Raw genomic sequence first — 14882 nt, 5'->3', positions numbered from 1 at the left:
TTTTTGTTTCCGTCTCGACCTGGCTTGGGCAATCCAAGAACGATCAAATGAACGGTGTCTTCGTGCTGGTCATTGGCTGGTCTAGCTTCCTTGAGTTGTACCGGTTTCTGATCCGCCCGGGCTAGCGCCCCCTCGCGGTGTCATCCACTCCCTCTGGCCGATCACGACAGGCGGTAGCTTGACACTCAAATCACACAGGCCTAATCTACCTACCAGTAGATAGACAAACCGAGGAGGTATTACTCATGCAGTTCAAAGGTCGCAAGCTTCTGGTTGTAGGTGGTACGAGCGGCATCGGACTTGAAACCGCACGTATGGTGGCGGAACAAGGCGGCTCAGTCGTGATCGTGGGTAACCGTGCCGAGAAGGCCGAAGCGGCCCGTAAAGAGCTGGCAGCCCTGGTAGGTGAGAGTAAGGTCGTTGCCTATTCGGCTGACCTCACCGACTTCGCCAGCGTGAAGGGGTTGATCGAGAAGTTGGCTGCCGAGCACAAGGATATTGATCTGATGGTCAACTCCGCCGGCATCTATTACCCCAAGGCCTTCGTTGAGCACTCGTTGGAGGACTACGACAACTTCCTCAACCTCAACCGCGCCATTTTCTTCCTGACCCGTCATGTGGCTGCGGAGTTGGTCGCGCAGAAGAAGCCAGGCTCTATCGTTAACGTAACGGCTGCGGCTGCTCGGCAGGCTGTTGAAGGCGTACCCGCATCGGCTTACTCGATGGCCAAGATCGGCCTGGACACTCTCACTCGCCACGCGGGTGCAGAGTTGGCAGAGCATGGTATCCGCGTCAACTCGGTAAGCCCCGGTATCGTGGAAACCAAGATCTTCGAACGCTTCATCCCTGGTGATCAGCTGGACGGTGCCCTGAAGGATTTCAACAATTTCCACCCGCTGGGTCGCAATGGCACACCACGTGATGTGGCTGACTCAATCGTCTTCCTGCTGTCGGACAAGGCGTCTTGGGTAACCGGCGCGGTCTGGGATGTTGACGGCGGGGTCATGGCCGGTCGTAAGCAAGGCAAGTAACATAGCGTGCAGTGGCCGGAATCGCTTTTCTGGTCGAGCGATTTTGGCAGGAGATTTTATGGCACTGGCAACACGGGACGCGTTAATTCAAACCGCTGAAGGGCTGATGCGTACCAAAGGTTACGCGGCATTTAGCTATGCGGATCTTGCCGATGCGGTTGGTATTCGAAAGGCGAGCATCCACTACCACTTCCCCACCAAGGAAGACCTGGGGATTGCAATCGTCGAAGAGTACGTATCGCGGGTGGAGGCTGAGTTCGAACGCATCGAAATCAATCACCCCACTGCATTGGACAGGCTTCATGCGTTCTTTGTGTTGTTCCATGCAAGCACCGAAGGTGGGCTGCTGCCTCTGTGTGGCGCATTGGCTGCAGAAATGGCGGCTTTGCCTGATGGGCTTCAACGACAAACGCGCCGTTTCTTCGACGTGCAATTGTCCTGGTTGACCAAGGTCATGGATCAAGGAATTACCTCGGGAGAGGTTAGCAAAGGTCGTGGCGCCAGAGAAAAGTCGTATTTGCTGCTGAGCATCCTTGAAGGCTCAAGCTTCATTAATTGGGCTACCAACGAGGATGATCACGTGAATAAGTCAGTCATTCGGATGGTTGCAGAGTATTGATCTCTGCTTGAGAACAGGGCCGAAACGGGTCACGTGTCGGCCTTTTTTTGAAATGTCTTACCTATCAACCAGTAGGGTGGTAACTATGTCTAGCATGCCAAATTGGGAACAAACCATCACCGACGTCAGCGCCCGCCTGAAGGAGTTCGGCGCACATTCGCCTGACACCCTGCGGGGTGTGGCAATGCTCGGTAACGCCGGTAACAAAACCAATCACCTGGACGCGAAGACTCGCGAGCTGATCGCACTGGCGGTGGCAGTAACGACTCGCTGTGACGGCTGCATCGCGTTCCATGCAGCGGAAGCCAAGAAGCTTGGCATCACGACCGAGGAAGTGGCTGAGGCACTTGGAGTAGCGGTGAATCTGAATGCCGGCGCGGCGGTTGTTTACAGCACCCACGTGCTGGATGCCATGGATCGTAGCTGATAGCCCAGGCCGTTCTTTGTGACAGCAGAGGTGCAGAGGAAAGTTATGAAAAAGATCACGGTTGAAGTCTATTCCGACTTTGTCTGTCCCTGGTGCTGGATAGCAAAGAAGCGGTTGGAGCAGGCAATCGGCGCTCTTCCGAGCGACGTAGAGGTTGAAGTTGTACCCAGGGCCTTCCGCTTGGCCAAAGGCATGCAGCCCATCGCATTCGAGAAGGCACTGGTGCTGAAGACAGGTAGCCAGGCTCGTGCACAGGTCTTCATGGAAGCTATTCAGGAAGTCGCCTCTCTTGAGGGCTTGGACTACCGCTTCGATGTGATGCGTTTCGGGGACACCAGTGCGGCGCATCAGTACGTGAAAGCCATTTCGAGTCCGACGCTACAGGCGAAATATGTAGAGCGACTCTACGCAGCTGGAACTACAGAGGGGCGCGACATTTTCGATGAGCGAACACTTAAAGATCTTGCAGCTGAAGTTGGTGCTGCTGACCTCTTTGGAATCGATTCTTCGGAAGCAGCGATTCTCAGCGATGAAGCAACCGTTAAGGGGCTTGGCACTGGCATCCCATTGTTCGTTGTCAATGGCAACCGCTATCTCTCAGGGGCCCAAGAGGTTGAGGTGTTTTCTAAGGTGCTGAAATCAGCTGTTGAGGATCTTTCGAACGATGGAGAAAGCGTGAGTGGAGCAAGTTGCTCGATTTCTGGTTGCGAGAGCTGACCAGGCCATCGCCTTCACCTGTTTTTTAATTCTAATTTTTTATCCACGATTTTGAGAGGAACTGAAAATGGACAAGCATCTCAACGGTATCGATGTCGCTGCTCTGCAAGCCTTTGCACAGGGCGTCGCTGAAGATCCAGCCAAGCGTCACGCACGCTTCAAAATCAACACCAAGTGGGAACATCAGACCCGCACCGTGGCGACCATTGACCGCTTCCACCTGAGCGGCACCGACTACCCACGAAACGTCCAGATCGCGGCTGATGAGCCACTGGAACTGCTGGGTACCAACTCTGCCCCCAACCCGCAGGAGCTACTCATCTCTGGCCTGAACGCCTGCCTCTCAGTTGGCTATGTGGTGAACGCATCGGCCATGGGCATCACTATCCACAGTCTGGAAATCGAAACCAGTGGTGAGCTGGATCTGCGTGGCTTCCTGGGCCTGGACGAGAGCGTCAACCCAGGCTTCGACGAGATGAGCTACGTGGTGCGCATCCACACCGATGCACCTGCAGAAAAAGTGGAAGAGCTACACCGCATTGTCACCAAGACTTCCGTGAACCTCGCCAACTTCTCGAAGGCCATCCGCATGGTGCCCAAGCTGGAAGTTATCGCCGGCCAACCAGCCGCCTGATTCACGAAGTCGTTTGCAGAGGTAGATCATGAAAAAGCTGTTTACTCCTTACGACCTGGAAGGCCTCAAACTCGCCAACCGCGTTGTGATGGCCCCAATGACCCGTACCCGGACGGAAGACAATGTGCCGTCCGAGCTGACCGCTCTGTATTACGCGCAGCGGGCCTCGGCGGGCCTAATTATCACTGAAGGCCTGCCGATCTCCGACGAGGGGCGCGGTTACCTGTACACCCCCGGCATTTACACCGACGAGCAGACCCGCGCTTGGCGCGAGGTAACTGATGCCGTTCATGCTAAAGGCGGCAAGATCTTCGCCCAGCTGTGGCATGTAGGCCGGATGTCTCACGAATCGCTGCAGCCTGGCAACGCAGCGCCTGTTTCGGCAAGTGCCGAGCCTGCTGTGGGTACTACGGTTTACGCCTGGACTGCACCCGGTGTGGCTGGCCCGGTCGCACCGAGTGTCCCGCGTGCTTTAACTGTGGATGAGATCCACCGCGTGACCGAAGACTTCGTTGCCGCCGCACTGCGAGCGGTGGATGCGGGCTTCGATGGTGTGGAGCTGATGGCGGCTAACGCATTCCTGTTCGACCAGTTCCTGAGCAGCCAAATCAACACGCGTACCGATGAGTACGGCGGCTCGATTCAAAACCGACAGCGCTTCTTGCTGGAAACGGTCGACGCGATTGCTGATGCCATTGGCAGCTTCCGTGTCGGTGTTCGTATCTCGCCGTTTGGGCGCCTGTATGACCTTCGCCCGTACCCGGAAGAGGAAGCAACCTGGAACAGTGTTGCTGCCGAATTGAACGAGCGCGAATTGGCCTTCGTCCATCTGAACTACCAGCCAACACTGGACGCGGTTCCATTCCCGGATGGTTTCTACAAGCAGTTCCGCTCGCTCTATAAGGGCACGGTCATTGGCGCAGGTGGCTTCACCGCTGAGCTGGCAGAAGCGGAGCTGCAGAACGGCAATCACGATCTGATCGCCTTCGGCACCTCCTACATCGCCAACCCCGATCTGGTGGAGCGGATGCAAAACGGCTGGCCTCTGGCCCCCAGCGATCATTCCACGTTCTACGGTGTGATCGGGGCAAGAGGCTACACGGACTACGCGCCTTACCAGGCTTAATCAGGCGTGTTGATCATCGCAATAACCCAATAACTGAAGGAGTACGGTTATGCCATTGGTAACTGTGAAAGGCATCGAAGGTGTTTTCTCTGCAGAGCAGAAGGCAGAGATCATCAGCAAGATCACCGACGCCATGGTCTCGGTTGAAGGCGAGAAAATGCGTGGTGTGACCTGGGTCATCTTTGAAGAAGTGAAGAGCGGTGAGTGGGGCATCGGTGGTGAGCTCATTACCACTGACAAAGTCAGATCTATGCAAAACGCCTGACACCCTTCCGACGCTGCATCGCAACATCAGTGCAATGTGCCCTGGCGTTTACTCGCTCCAGGGCATTTTGCGTTTCAAGGGCTGAATTGCGATCAGGCCCTCGAGAGCTTTCGTAACGCCAGCTTCATGCCGTAGATGCCAAACAGCCAAGACTGAATTTTATTGAGCCTTGCTTGAAAACGGATCGTTTGTCACCCCCACGCCAGATCGAGACCATGACGTCACCCCAAACAATAACCAGAGGTGGTAATCGTGGAATCGGTACTCAAACTTGACCCAACCGCAGGCGGTAAGAAGCGCATTTCGATTTATCAGCCTGAACAGGAAGGGCTCATCTTCCCCGAGATCCCTGAGTTCAAGAACTTCGAAGAAGAGCGTCAGTACCGCAAGAAGCACTTGGTGGCAGCGTGCCGCGCATTCGCTGAGCACAGCCTCGATTACGGCTTTGCCGGTCACCTGACCGTCCGTGATCCAGAGTTTCCTGAGCTGTACTGGACGAACCCGATGGCCGTTCACTTCTCACAGGTCAAGATGTCCAACCTGATCCTGGCCGACCACAAGGGCAAAGTAGTTCAGGGTGACTACGCCATCAACCGTGCCGGTTTCGTGTTGCACGCTGCCGTTCACGAAGCGCACCCGGACATCGTTGCGATGTGCCACGCTCACACCATCTATGGTGGCGCATGGGCATCCACCGGGCGTCCGCTGCTGCCGATCACCCAAGATGCTGCCGTGTTCTTTGAAGACCACGTCGTCATCACAGCAGAGGCTGGTGCCGTTGCGGTGGAGACCAAGGCCGGTAACGCCGTCTGCGATTACTTCAAGGACGTGCGCGCTGCTATTCACCAAAACCACGGCCTGCTGACCGCGAGCCGTCACAGCATCGATGAAGCCGCATTCTGGTTCATTGCCCTGGAGCGTTGCTGCCAGCAGCAGTTGCTGATCGAAGCCTCTGGCATCACACCGAAACTGGTCTCGCCAGAGCGTTGCCGCTACAGCCGTGAAAACGTGGGCAGCCCCTTCATTGGCTGGCTGCACTTCCAGGCGCTGTACGACAAGATTGCGGCTGAGCAGCCTGACATGTTCTCGTAACGCCCTCTGGCGCTGTCCGTCCGGGCGGCGCCTATTCCTTACCGCACAATAACAATGACTGGAGATAGGCAGATGCCTAATGCTCTTGATGCTGCCTGCGTCCCCGATTCGAGTTCCATTCCGGACGAGTCAAAGCTGTACGCGCGCTTAACCCTTCGACTGATCCCCTTCCTCTTTCTTTGCTACGTGTTCGCTTACCTGGATCGGGTGAACGTCGGCTTTGCCAAGTTGCAGATGCTTGACGAACTCAAGTTCAGCGAGACTGTGTACGGCCTTGGGGCCGGGATCTTCTTCTTCGGTTACTTCATCTTTGAAGTGCCGAGCAACATGATGCTGCACAAGATCGGCGCTCGTCGTTGGATCGCCCGCATCATGGTCAGCTGGGGTGTACTGTCAGCCTGTATGGTGTTCGTACAAACGCCCGCCATGTTCTACATGCTGAGATTCCTGCTGGGGGTTGCTGAGGCCGGATTCTTCCCCGGTATCATCCTTTACCTGACCTACTGGTTCCCGTCTTCCCGGCGCGGGAAAATCACTGCGATGTTCCTCACTGGCATCCCCATGGCGGGTGTCCTTGGCGGGCCACTCTCGGGGTGGATCATGTCGACCACTCACGGGTGGCATGGCTATTCAGCCTGGCAGTGGCTGTTCGCCCTCGAAGCAATACCTTCGATCATTGCCGGCTTCGTCGTCCTCTTCTACCTGCGTGACAATCCGGACGATGCCAAGTGGCTCACCACGGAAGAGAAAGCCGTCCTAAAGCGTAATCTTCAGGGAGAAGACCAGTCGCACCATGGACACTCTGCTTTCAGCGCCTTCACCAACCCCAAGGTGTGGCTGCTGAGTGCAGGTTACTTCGGCGTGATGATGGGCCTGAACGGCATCACCTTCTGGCTACCGTCGCTGATCAAGAACTCGGGTATTCAGAGTGCGGCGGAAGTCTCACTGCTAACCACTATCCCGTATGCCCTGGCGACGATTGCCATGGTCATGACCGGGCGGCATTCGGATAATGTACTAGAGCGTCGCTGGCATGCGGCGGTGCCTGCGGTGATCGGCGGCTTGGGGTTGGTGCTCGCCACCACTACAGAGCAAAACCCCATGTTGACGGTGGCATTTCTCTCGGTGGGTGCCATGGGTGTGATGACTGCTATGAGCCAGTTCTGGTGCTATCCGCCTGCATTCCTAGGCGGTGTAGCGGCGGCGGCAGGAATCGCGATGATCAACTCCATTGGCAACCTGGCGGGGTTCATCAGCCCCTACTTGATCGGCTGGGTGAAAGACACCACTGGTTCTACCAGCATCGCGCTCTACTGCATCGCGGCTGCGCTGGTGTGTGCTGCGGTGGTCTGCCTGGCGATGCCCAAATCGGTGGTGAATCGCTAGCAAACAAATGTCGATACCCGCCGAGCGATCATGGCGGATCGAGGCGGGTGCCGACCGATTGAATGAAGGCGGAGAGGCATGGGTTGGAGTTCTCCATGTTCCAGACCATCCCCAAAGTGATCTCGGGTGCGTTGGTAATTGGAATGAACCGAACCGAGTCTGGATTCGATTTCGACATGGACGTCGGAATGATCGAGACGCCGAGACCTTCACCAACCAGATTGACTATCGTCCCTTGCAGCTGGGTGTACATCCGCACGCGAGGTTCGAATCCACTGTCTCGACATAGTTTGAAGATTGTGTCGTGCAGGGCGGAGGCGGTGTCGCGAGGGCTCAAGATGAAGGGCTCATCAATGAGGTCTTGGACTGTTACCGACTTTTTGCGTGCCAGCGGATGATCTCCCGGCACCGCGATACTCAGGGACTCACGCTGCAATTCCCGATATTGATACGGTGGCTGAACCGTGGCTTTGAAGGTCAGGCCAATATCGCACTCTCCGGTCTCGACAGCTTTCATCAAGGCGCCAGGTATCAGCTCGCTCAGTTCAAGGTTCACACCGGGAGCGTTAACAGCGTAGGACTTGATCATCTTGGGTAGGCCAGACCAGGCGATCATGGACGTAAATGCGATACGCAACTCCCCCTTCTCGCCCCGAGCGACAGCTTGAGTGGAGCGAATCGCCGAGTCCATAGCCTGTATGACCAGTTGCGCGCTTCGTTGAAACTCGGAACCTGCTGCGGTGAGCTCCACCGACCGGGAGGTGCGAGCGAACAGCCGGCAGCCTAGCTGAGATTCAAGATCAGCAATCTGCCGACTCAGCGAGGGCTGCGCTACGTTTACCTGCGCTGATGCTTTGCCGTAGTGCAGGTGGTCGGCCAAGGCAAGAAAGTAGCGTAAGTGGCGATGTTCGATCATTGATGCTCCAGAGGTATCGATCTGATACTTCATAGTCATTGGACTGCATTGGTCGGCGATTTTAATCTATGCAGGCCTAAAATCCCCTCCAAACGTGGAAGTCATGTACACCGTCCTTGCAATCGTTTTGCCGATCTTTGCCCTCATCCTCGCAGGCTTCATCTGCCGCAAGACCAACCGACTCGGAGACCAGGCCGCCTCCGAGATCAACAAGATGGTGGTATGGCTCTGCCTACCCGCGCTGCTATTCAAGGTGACCGCGACCGCGTCGTGGGCTGAAATCTGGCAGCCTGGCTTCATCATTTCCTTCGGAGCCGGCACGCTGGCCATTTTCGTCGCTACTTTGATTTGGCGGTTGAGTACCGGCCACAGCCTTGCCACTTCAAGCATCGACGGCTTGAGCGCTGGCTATGCGAACACTGGCTACATCGGCATTCCGCTGTGTGCGATTGTCTTCGGCCATCCAGGTCTTCAACCGGCGCTCATTTCGACTATCATCGTTGTGTGCCTGCTCTTCGCCATTGCGGTGATCTGCATCGAAATCGGCTTGCAGGAAGAGCGGCATCTCGGCAGAGCAGTAGGGGTCGTAGTGAAGGCGCTGTCCAAGAACCCTCTGGTGATTGCGCCCATCGCTGGGGCTGTCTGGGCAATGACAGGTATTCCGCTGGCTCACCCAGTCACGAGCTTCCTCGACATGCTCGCTACGGCTACCACGCCTTGTGCTCTCGTTTCGCTTGGCCTGTTCTTGGGCCAGAAAACGGTCAAGTCGACTGGAGGGAAGAGCAACCCTTGGCCGCTGGTCACCATCAAGCTCGTGGGACAGCCGCTACTGACCTGGTTCCTGGCGTTCAAAGTCTTCGCGCTGCAGTCGATGTGGGCCAATTCCGCGCTGTTGCTCAGCGCCTTGCCCACCGGTACTGGGCCCTTCATGCTGGCTGAATTCTATCGTCGGGAGGCAGGGCTTATCTCCCGCACCATCCTGATCTCCACCTTGGGTTCCCTGGCTACCCTAACCGGGCTGATGATCTGGATGAATACGGGTATTGCAGGGGCCTAGGGTTAGCCGTTGCTGCTGACAGTGGAGCGGTGAAGGGCGAGCATCAAGCTTCATGGATCTGGTTCATGATCCATTCCTTGAACCGCTCAATCTTGCGGCTCCCTTTCATCGAGCCACGGTAGCAGAGGAAATGCATCTCCCGCTGCAAGGGAGGCTGATGTCCATTCAGTACGACCAGAGAGCCTTGGCGCAACTCTGTCTCTGCCAGACGGGTGGACTCCAGGGCAATACCCAGCCCATCCGCTGCGGCGGAGAGGACGAGCGCGGCACGGTCGAACGACAAACCGCCCAAGTCTGCGCGTTCGGCAATCCCTTCATGGCGGAACCAGTCGCTCCAGCGCACTGGGCTCAGTTGGGAGTCGATAAGTGAGCCAGGCTTAAGCAGGTGCGGTTCGAGCGTCTGGGAAGCGTCGAAGAACTGCTTCGAGCTCATGGGGGCGATAGTCTCCAACCCCAGAGGTTCGGCAATCACGCCCACCCGCTGGATCGGCGCCCCGTAGGTGATCGCAATGTCGATCTCCTCGTGTCGGGTGAGCTCAGGCGGCGTGGCGCTGGAAGTGAGGCGGATATGAAGCGGATTGGGTTCACTGACGAGGCGAGCGAGGCGTGGTGAAAGCCATTTGGAAGCAAAGCTTGGCGAGCAATGAACGGCCAGGTGCAGTTGCTCGGCGCTCGGCATCCACATAGAAAGTGCAGACTCCAGGCCGTCGAGCGCGACGGTCAAGCGCTGGGCAAGCGCCCGCCCCTGGATCGTCAACTCCACCGAGCGAGGCTGACGTTTGAACAGCTCCATGCCCAGAGTGGCCTCCAGCTTTCTGACCTGGTGGCTAACTGCCGAGGCGGATAGATGGAGCTCATCGGCGGCGGCAACGAAGCTTTCCAGGCGCGCAGCAGCTTCAAATGCTTTGATTGCGGCGAAGTTAGGAATCTTTCTCATTATTATTAGGTTAGGCTAAATTTAATTCAACCTTGGGTGAAAAGCCTTCGTTTGTCAATCCATACGCCTAAAGTCAACTATGGGTCTCCAAAAACAATAAAAGATGAGGTTGGCACTATGGATCCCTTGCTGCGGATTGAACCAGCATCTAACGGAAAGCGCCGCATTTCGGTTTATCAACCTGAACAGCAGGGTCTGATCTTTCCGGAAATTCCTGACTTTAAAAGTTACGAAGAAGAGCGGCAGTATCGTAAGAAACATCTCGTTGCAGCCTGCCGTGCATTCGCGAAACACAGTCTCGATTACGGTTTCGCTGGTCACCTGACAGTACGCGACCCGGAATTCCCGGAGCTGTACTGGACGAACCCGATGGCCGTCCACTTCTCCCAGGTCAAGCTGTCCAATCTGATCCTCGCGGATCACGAGGGTAAAGTGGTACAGGGCACCTACGCGATCAACCGGGCCGGCTTCGTTCTGCACGCCGCCGTTCACGAAGCGCATCCCGACATCGTCGCCATGTGCCATGCCCATACGATCTATGGTGGGGCGTGGGCCGCAACCGGGCGACCACTCCCGCCTATCACCCAGGATGCGGCAGTTTTCTTTGAAGACCACGTCGTCATCACTGCAGAGGCCGGCGCCGTTGCAGTCGAGGCCAAGGCCGGCAAGTCGGTCAGCGAATACTTCAAGGATGTGCGTGCGGCCATTCACCAGAACCACGGCCTGCTCACCGCCAGCCGGCATAGCATCGACGAAGCCGCATTCTGGTTCATTGCGCTGGAGCGGTGCTGCCAGCAGCAACTGCTGATCGAAGCCAGCGGCATCACGCCGAAGCTGGTATCGCCTGAGCGCTGCCGTTACAGCCGTGAAAACGTGGGCAGCCCTTTCATTGGCTGGCTCCATTTCCAACCCATCTACGACCAACTCGTGGCAGAACAGCCGGACATGTTCTCCTGACCCTCTCTGCAGCAGCGCCGAACCTGGAAAGGCGCTGCTGCACGATTCGACGCCTACAACTACAAAATCATTCGGAGATTGGCATCATGTCTAATACTCTAGAGGCACCCTATGCCGTCCAGGATTCAGCAGCTGAATCCCAATTGTATACCCGTGTGGCCTTGCGACTTATTCCGTTTCTCTTTATCTGCTATGTGTTTGCCTACCTTGATCGAGTGAATATTGGCTTCGCTAAACTTCAAATGTTAGATGAGTTGAAGTTCAGTGAAACAATTTATGGTCTGGGTGCCGGGATATTCTTTCTTGGTTATTTCATCTTTGAAGTTCCGAGCAACATCATTCTGCACCGGGTAGGTGCGAGACGCTGGATCGCCCGGATCATGATCAGCTGGGGCATCCTTTCGGCCAGCATGATCTTCGTTCAAACGCCGACGCAGTTTTACGTGTTGCGCTTCCTGCTCGGGCTAGCAGAAGCTGGCTTCTTCCCCGGCATCATTTTGTACCTGACCTACTGGTTCCCGCCTTCCCGCAGGGGCAAGATCACCGCAATGTTCATGACCGGCATACCGATGGCAGGCGTCATTGGCGGCCCTCTGTCTGGATGGATCATGGCTTCCACGCATGGTTGGATGGGCCACTCCGCCTGGCAATGGTTGTTCTTCCTGGAGGCGTTGCCATCGATCATTGCAGGTGTCGTCGTGCTGTTCTATCTGCAGGACAAGATCGACGATGCCAAGTGGCTGTCTGCGAGCGAGAAAGAAACGCTGAAGCGTAACTTGGAGAAAGAGGGTGGGACGAAGGAAGTTCACTCGGTGTTCGGCGCATTCCGCAACAAGCGAGTATGGGTACTGAGCTCAGGCTACTTCGGCTTCATGATGGGGCTGTACGGTGTCAGCTTCTGGCTGCCATCGCTGATCAAAAGCTCGGGCATCCAGGAAGCCTCCACGGTGTCGCTGCTCACCACCATCCCTTATGCGTTCGCTACCGCAGCGATGATCTTCACCGGTCGTAGCGCTGACCGCAGCAAGGAGCGTCGTTGGCATGCCGCCGTGCCGGCAGTGCTCGGTGCGACAGGACTGGTGCTCAGCACCCTGACGTCGGGCAACCCTACGGTTTCGCTTGTCTTCCTGTCGTTGGCTACCATGGGAATCATGACCGGACTTTGCCAGTTCTGGTGCCTGCCTCCCGCATTTTTGGGTGGGGCTGCGGCTGCGGCGGGTATCGCCATGATCAACTCGGTCGGTAACCTAGCAGGCTTCATCAGCCCCTACATGATTGGTTGGGTGAAAGATGTCACCTCATCCACTGACCTGGCGCTGTACTGCATCGCAGGCTCGTTGATCTTCGCGGCGTTCATCTGCCTCATCATGCCGAAGTCCATCGTCAATCGATAACTACTTGCCAAGGGCACCCGGTCGACGGGCGCCCTTCGTTTGCCGTGGTTATTTGAGCGCAGCGTTGATAGCGTTTATGAGGTTTGTACAGCCTTCGATCTCATGTGGTGCCAGATCAGATACAGAGTGGTCGCGCGACCATTTGAGGAAGGCTTTTGCCAGCTTGTATTTGGAAAAGTCCTTGCCGATTGTTCTCTGGAAAACGTCAATGATGGGTTTGTCGGAGGCTTTAGCCAAGGCACTGTCGATGTCCCAATTGAGATCGGTTTTAGCGACCGCTGCCAATGTCTCTCGCAATAAGTCCTCGATCTCTGCATGTTCGATCTTGGGTACTGTGTAGTCTGACGTTCGGAGAATTCTTTTACTGCCAAGGCGATGCACCAACGTTTCCTGACGGGCAGCCTGATCCCCCGCATTGTCCGAATCGAGCAGCGCCGCCACCTTAAGGTTATGTGAGGTAAGGATGGTTGCGAAGTATACAATCTTGCTCGCGGTATTAGCTGGCACTAGCGAAATTTTGTCGTGCAGAGCCGCTTTTCCTCCCTCCTTGAGCAGATTGGCAATCGCTTCGACGTACCAGTAATCTGTGAGCCCTTCAAGAATTAGGTTCCTTTGGCTAGCAAAAAGACTTTGAGCTAAGTCATAACCTAGCGCTTCTTGGAGCGGCAGCAAGGCTGCAGGGTCGCTGGAGGAAACAGTTGTGTGAACCTGGGTACCTACAGTTCTATCTGTCAGCTCTACCACTCTTACTAAGTCGAGTTCGTCCGGGCCAACCAGGAACGGGGAGTGAGTTGAGTATATCGTCTGGTTTTCATCGGCGAGCAACGAAATGGTTTTTCTAAATTCTCTCTGTTTCAGCGCATGAAGGCTCACCCCAGGCTCGTCCAGGAGTAGGACGGTGTTCTTGTGTTTACCCTTCGCTTCCGCAAAGAATACGATGAAGAACGAGACCAGCCATTGGAAGCCCTCGGAACGTTGGTCGAGCTCCACCTCTACTCCGATATTGTCCTCTACTACAACCTTCAGGTACTGGCCATCTGCACTCAGCTTAAGTCTACTGGCCTCGGCTTTTGTGTCATCAGGATTCCACACCTTAACGATTTGCTGGGTCAGTTCTACGCTCGCGGCATTCAGTTCATACCCCCGCTGATCAAGTTTTGCCCGGTAATTTTCAAGGTCAGTAGTGGTATGGCTGGGGTCAGATGCTTTGCCGAGGTCAGAGAGCTCTTGGGCTGTGAATCCAAGTAGCTTTAGCAAGCAGACATTACCGTAGTCATAGGCTTCGTCATCTAGGTTATTGGTTTCCAACCGTTTAGCTAGGTTTCCCAGGTGGATGATCGGTTTAACGCGGAAGTAGTTGCTGTAAAGCACAAAAACTGGGCGGTTTTTGTGGAGGTGTAAGCGGAATTTGTTGATCTCTACATCATCATCCAAGGCGGTGACGATGCTTTCCCAACGGGCAACCTCTTTTTCGTTCTCCTCATCTACGTAGGGTAGCATTTCGTCAAGCCACGGCTTCAAGGTCTCAGCCACAGACCATAAGTATCTGAACTGAGACACGTTATTGATCAATTTGTTGAGTGCTTCTGTTCGGGCCTTAGACGAGCCCTCTGCAATATCCCGATCCAGATGAGCAGCGAGTCGGAGCAGGTCATTCTTGATGTCTTTCAAATAGGGGGTGGCGACTCCAATTAAACTGTGCCGCCAGCTATTGTCCAAATACCTTGTGAAAGTGTAGCTGAGTGGCTGTCCTTTGATTTTTTCGGGGGCGTGATCTAGCTCGGCCTTTTCCAGTACAAAGGTCGCTTTTACTACTTCGATATCTTCGGCGCTTAGCTCGCCTCGACTGATCTGTGTGTAGTTTGCTCTTGGATAGTCGCGAAGTGGATTAAATCCTTTAACACCCTCTGGTGCGTTGATTTGCTGGATCGCTTGTAGAATTGCAGTTTTACCTGCTTCGTTTGGGCCAACCAAAATCGTTTTTAACCGTTCGATCTCAAATTCGCCGGTATCGATAATACTTCGATAATTCTGAACTCGTACCTTACTCAAACGCATGGTCAATCCCTTTGCAACTCATGGATTTAGGTTGCCATAGACGATAGCCCAGTGCCATTAAAGATGGAAGGCCAAGATCATCAGTTTTAGGGACTCATTTTGTAAATAAGCAGGCGTTGGATTCCCCATTGATGGGAGACCATTCCACAACGGATCCGGTGTGTGGGCACAGCTTATGCAGACGGAGCGATTGCTATCGAGTAAAGCAGGTAGGAATGGCTGAAGCCGACAAGGGCCGAGTATTGAGCTACCGCTCAGTAACCGAA

General features: G+C 55.3%; 15 protein-coding genes. 12 read left to right on the top strand and 3 right to left on the bottom strand.

The features are described from left to right. The first annotated feature begins 245 nt into the window (after positions 1–245). The 9 genes from ACGLHT_RS11975 to ACGLHT_RS11935 all read left to right on the top strand — a co-directional run bounded on the left by ACGLHT_RS11975 (position 246) and on the right by ACGLHT_RS11935 (position 7297). Positions 246–1031: an SDR family NAD(P)-dependent oxidoreductase gene (locus ACGLHT_RS11975; protein ID WP_046784314.1), complete on the top strand. Its 786-nt coding sequence runs from the start codon at positions 246–248 to the stop codon at positions 1029–1031. Between the two features lie 58 nt (positions 1032–1089). After that, the gene (locus tag ACGLHT_RS11970; RefSeq protein ID WP_046784313.1) at positions 1090–1650 is read left to right on the top strand and encodes a TetR/AcrR family transcriptional regulator; all 561 of its coding nucleotides are present in this window, start codon (positions 1090–1092) and stop codon (positions 1648–1650) included. A gap of 94 nt (positions 1651–1744) precedes the next feature. After that, positions 1745–2077 carry a carboxymuconolactone decarboxylase family protein gene (locus ACGLHT_RS11965; protein ID WP_009681453.1) on the top strand — a complete coding sequence of 111 codons (333 nt, stop codon included), beginning with the start codon at positions 1745–1747 and terminating at the stop codon, positions 2075–2077. Between the two features lie 45 nt (positions 2078–2122). Further along, the gene (locus tag ACGLHT_RS11960) at positions 2123–2794 is read left to right on the top strand and encodes a DsbA family oxidoreductase (protein ID WP_274079482.1); all 672 of its coding nucleotides are present in this window, start codon (positions 2123–2125) and stop codon (positions 2792–2794) included. A gap of 67 nt (positions 2795–2861) precedes the next feature. Beyond that, positions 2862–3428, top strand: coding sequence for an OsmC family protein (locus tag ACGLHT_RS11955; RefSeq protein ID WP_046784311.1), 567 nt, complete (start codon positions 2862–2864; stop codon positions 3426–3428). A 28-nt stretch (positions 3429–3456) separates the two neighbouring features. Then, complete coding sequence (locus ACGLHT_RS11950) at positions 3457–4554, top strand: alkene reductase (RefSeq protein WP_080952048.1); 1098 nt, start codon at positions 3457–3459, stop codon at positions 4552–4554. A gap of 49 nt (positions 4555–4603) precedes the next feature. Then, the gene (locus tag ACGLHT_RS11945) at positions 4604–4819 is read left to right on the top strand and encodes a 4-oxalocrotonate tautomerase family protein (protein ID WP_046784309.1); all 216 of its coding nucleotides are present in this window, start codon (positions 4604–4606) and stop codon (positions 4817–4819) included. 252 nt (positions 4820–5071) lie between these two features. Continuing rightward, positions 5072–5911: a class II aldolase/adducin family protein gene (locus tag ACGLHT_RS11940; protein ID WP_009681448.1), complete on the top strand. Its 840-nt coding sequence runs from the start codon at positions 5072–5074 to the stop codon at positions 5909–5911. Between the two features lie 72 nt (positions 5912–5983). Continuing rightward, the gene (locus tag ACGLHT_RS11935; RefSeq protein WP_087534930.1) at positions 5984–7297 is read left to right on the top strand and encodes an MFS transporter; all 1314 of its coding nucleotides are present in this window, start codon (positions 5984–5986) and stop codon (positions 7295–7297) included. 28 nt (positions 7298–7325) lie between these two features. Here the strand turns inward: ACGLHT_RS11935 and ACGLHT_RS11930 are convergent, their stop codons facing one another. Beyond that, a complete protein-coding gene (locus ACGLHT_RS11930) occupies positions 7326–8213 on the bottom strand; it encodes a LysR substrate-binding domain-containing protein (protein WP_087534931.1) in 888 nt (295 codons plus the stop codon). A 103-nt stretch (positions 8214–8316) separates the two neighbouring features. On the opposite strand from ACGLHT_RS11930, the gene ACGLHT_RS11925 reads away from it, so the two are divergent. Further along, entirely contained in the window at positions 8317–9270 is a 954-nt protein-coding gene (locus ACGLHT_RS11925; RefSeq protein WP_236197601.1) for an AEC family transporter, read from the top strand. Positions 9271–9313: 43 nt separating this feature from the next. Here ACGLHT_RS11925 and ACGLHT_RS11920 read toward each other — a convergent pair whose 3' ends face one another. After that, on the bottom strand, positions 9314–10207 hold the full coding sequence (locus ACGLHT_RS11920; protein ID WP_021783607.1) for a LysR substrate-binding domain-containing protein: 894 nt from the start codon (positions 10205–10207) through the stop codon (positions 9314–9316). Between the two features lie 117 nt (positions 10208–10324). Between ACGLHT_RS11920 and ACGLHT_RS11915 the strand changes: the two genes are divergently transcribed. Further along, positions 10325–11164, top strand: a complete 840-nt coding sequence (locus ACGLHT_RS11915) for a class II aldolase/adducin family protein (protein WP_046784304.1) — start codon at positions 10325–10327, stop codon at positions 11162–11164. Between the two features lie 86 nt (positions 11165–11250). Then, the gene (locus ACGLHT_RS11910) at positions 11251–12558 is read left to right on the top strand and encodes an MFS transporter (protein ID WP_031322394.1); all 1308 of its coding nucleotides are present in this window, start codon (positions 11251–11253) and stop codon (positions 12556–12558) included. A 48-nt stretch (positions 12559–12606) separates the two neighbouring features. On the opposite strand, the gene ACGLHT_RS11905 is transcribed toward ACGLHT_RS11910, so the two are convergent. Then, positions 12607–14616, bottom strand: a complete 2010-nt coding sequence (locus ACGLHT_RS11905) for an AAA family ATPase (RefSeq protein WP_046784303.1) — start codon at positions 14614–14616, stop codon at positions 12607–12609. Between the last annotated feature and the right edge of the window lie 266 nt (positions 14617–14882).

This window comes from Pseudomonas sp. PsB (genome assembly GCF_043658375.1).
Lineage (GTDB): Bacteria > Pseudomonadota > Gammaproteobacteria > Pseudomonadales > Pseudomonadaceae > Aquipseudomonas > Aquipseudomonas putida_Z.
This window is presented reverse-complemented; position numbering and strand designations above follow the sequence as displayed.

Excerpts from the sequence above, each read along its gene's own strand:
- ACGLHT_RS11960 (WP_274079482.1), top strand. The coding sequence starts at position 2,123 with ATGAAAAAGATCACGGTTGAAGTCTATTCCGACTTTGTCTGTCCCTGG.
- ACGLHT_RS11930 (WP_087534931.1), bottom strand. The coding sequence starts at position 8,213 with ATGATCGAACATCGCCACTTACGCTACTTTCTTGCCTTGGCCGACCAC.
- ACGLHT_RS11945 (WP_046784309.1), top strand. The coding sequence starts at position 4,604 with ATGCCATTGGTAACTGTGAAAGGCATCGAAGGTGTTTTCTCTGCAGAG.
- ACGLHT_RS11965 (WP_009681453.1), top strand. The coding sequence starts at position 1,745 with ATGCCAAATTGGGAACAAACCATCACCGACGTCAGCGCCCGCCTGAAG.
- ACGLHT_RS11975 (WP_046784314.1), top strand. The coding sequence starts at position 246 with ATGCAGTTCAAAGGTCGCAAGCTTCTGGTTGTAGGTGGTACGAGCGGC.
- ACGLHT_RS11910 (WP_031322394.1), top strand. The coding sequence starts at position 11,251 with ATGTCTAATACTCTAGAGGCACCCTATGCCGTCCAGGATTCAGCAGCT.
- ACGLHT_RS11935 (WP_087534930.1), top strand. The coding sequence starts at position 5,984 with ATGCCTAATGCTCTTGATGCTGCCTGCGTCCCCGATTCGAGTTCCATT.
- ACGLHT_RS11915 (WP_046784304.1), top strand. The coding sequence starts at position 10,325 with ATGGATCCCTTGCTGCGGATTGAACCAGCATCTAACGGAAAGCGCCGC.
- ACGLHT_RS11970 (WP_046784313.1), top strand. The coding sequence starts at position 1,090 with ATGGCACTGGCAACACGGGACGCGTTAATTCAAACCGCTGAAGGGCTG.
- ACGLHT_RS11925 (WP_236197601.1), top strand. The coding sequence starts at position 8,317 with ATGTACACCGTCCTTGCAATCGTTTTGCCGATCTTTGCCCTCATCCTC.
- ACGLHT_RS11950 (WP_080952048.1), top strand. The coding sequence starts at position 3,457 with ATGAAAAAGCTGTTTACTCCTTACGACCTGGAAGGCCTCAAACTCGCC.
- ACGLHT_RS11955 (WP_046784311.1), top strand. The coding sequence starts at position 2,862 with ATGGACAAGCATCTCAACGGTATCGATGTCGCTGCTCTGCAAGCCTTT.
- ACGLHT_RS11905 (WP_046784303.1), bottom strand. The coding sequence starts at position 14,616 with ATGCGTTTGAGTAAGGTACGAGTTCAGAATTATCGAAGTATTATCGAT.
- ACGLHT_RS11920 (WP_021783607.1), bottom strand. The coding sequence starts at position 10,207 with ATGAGAAAGATTCCTAACTTCGCCGCAATCAAAGCATTTGAAGCTGCT.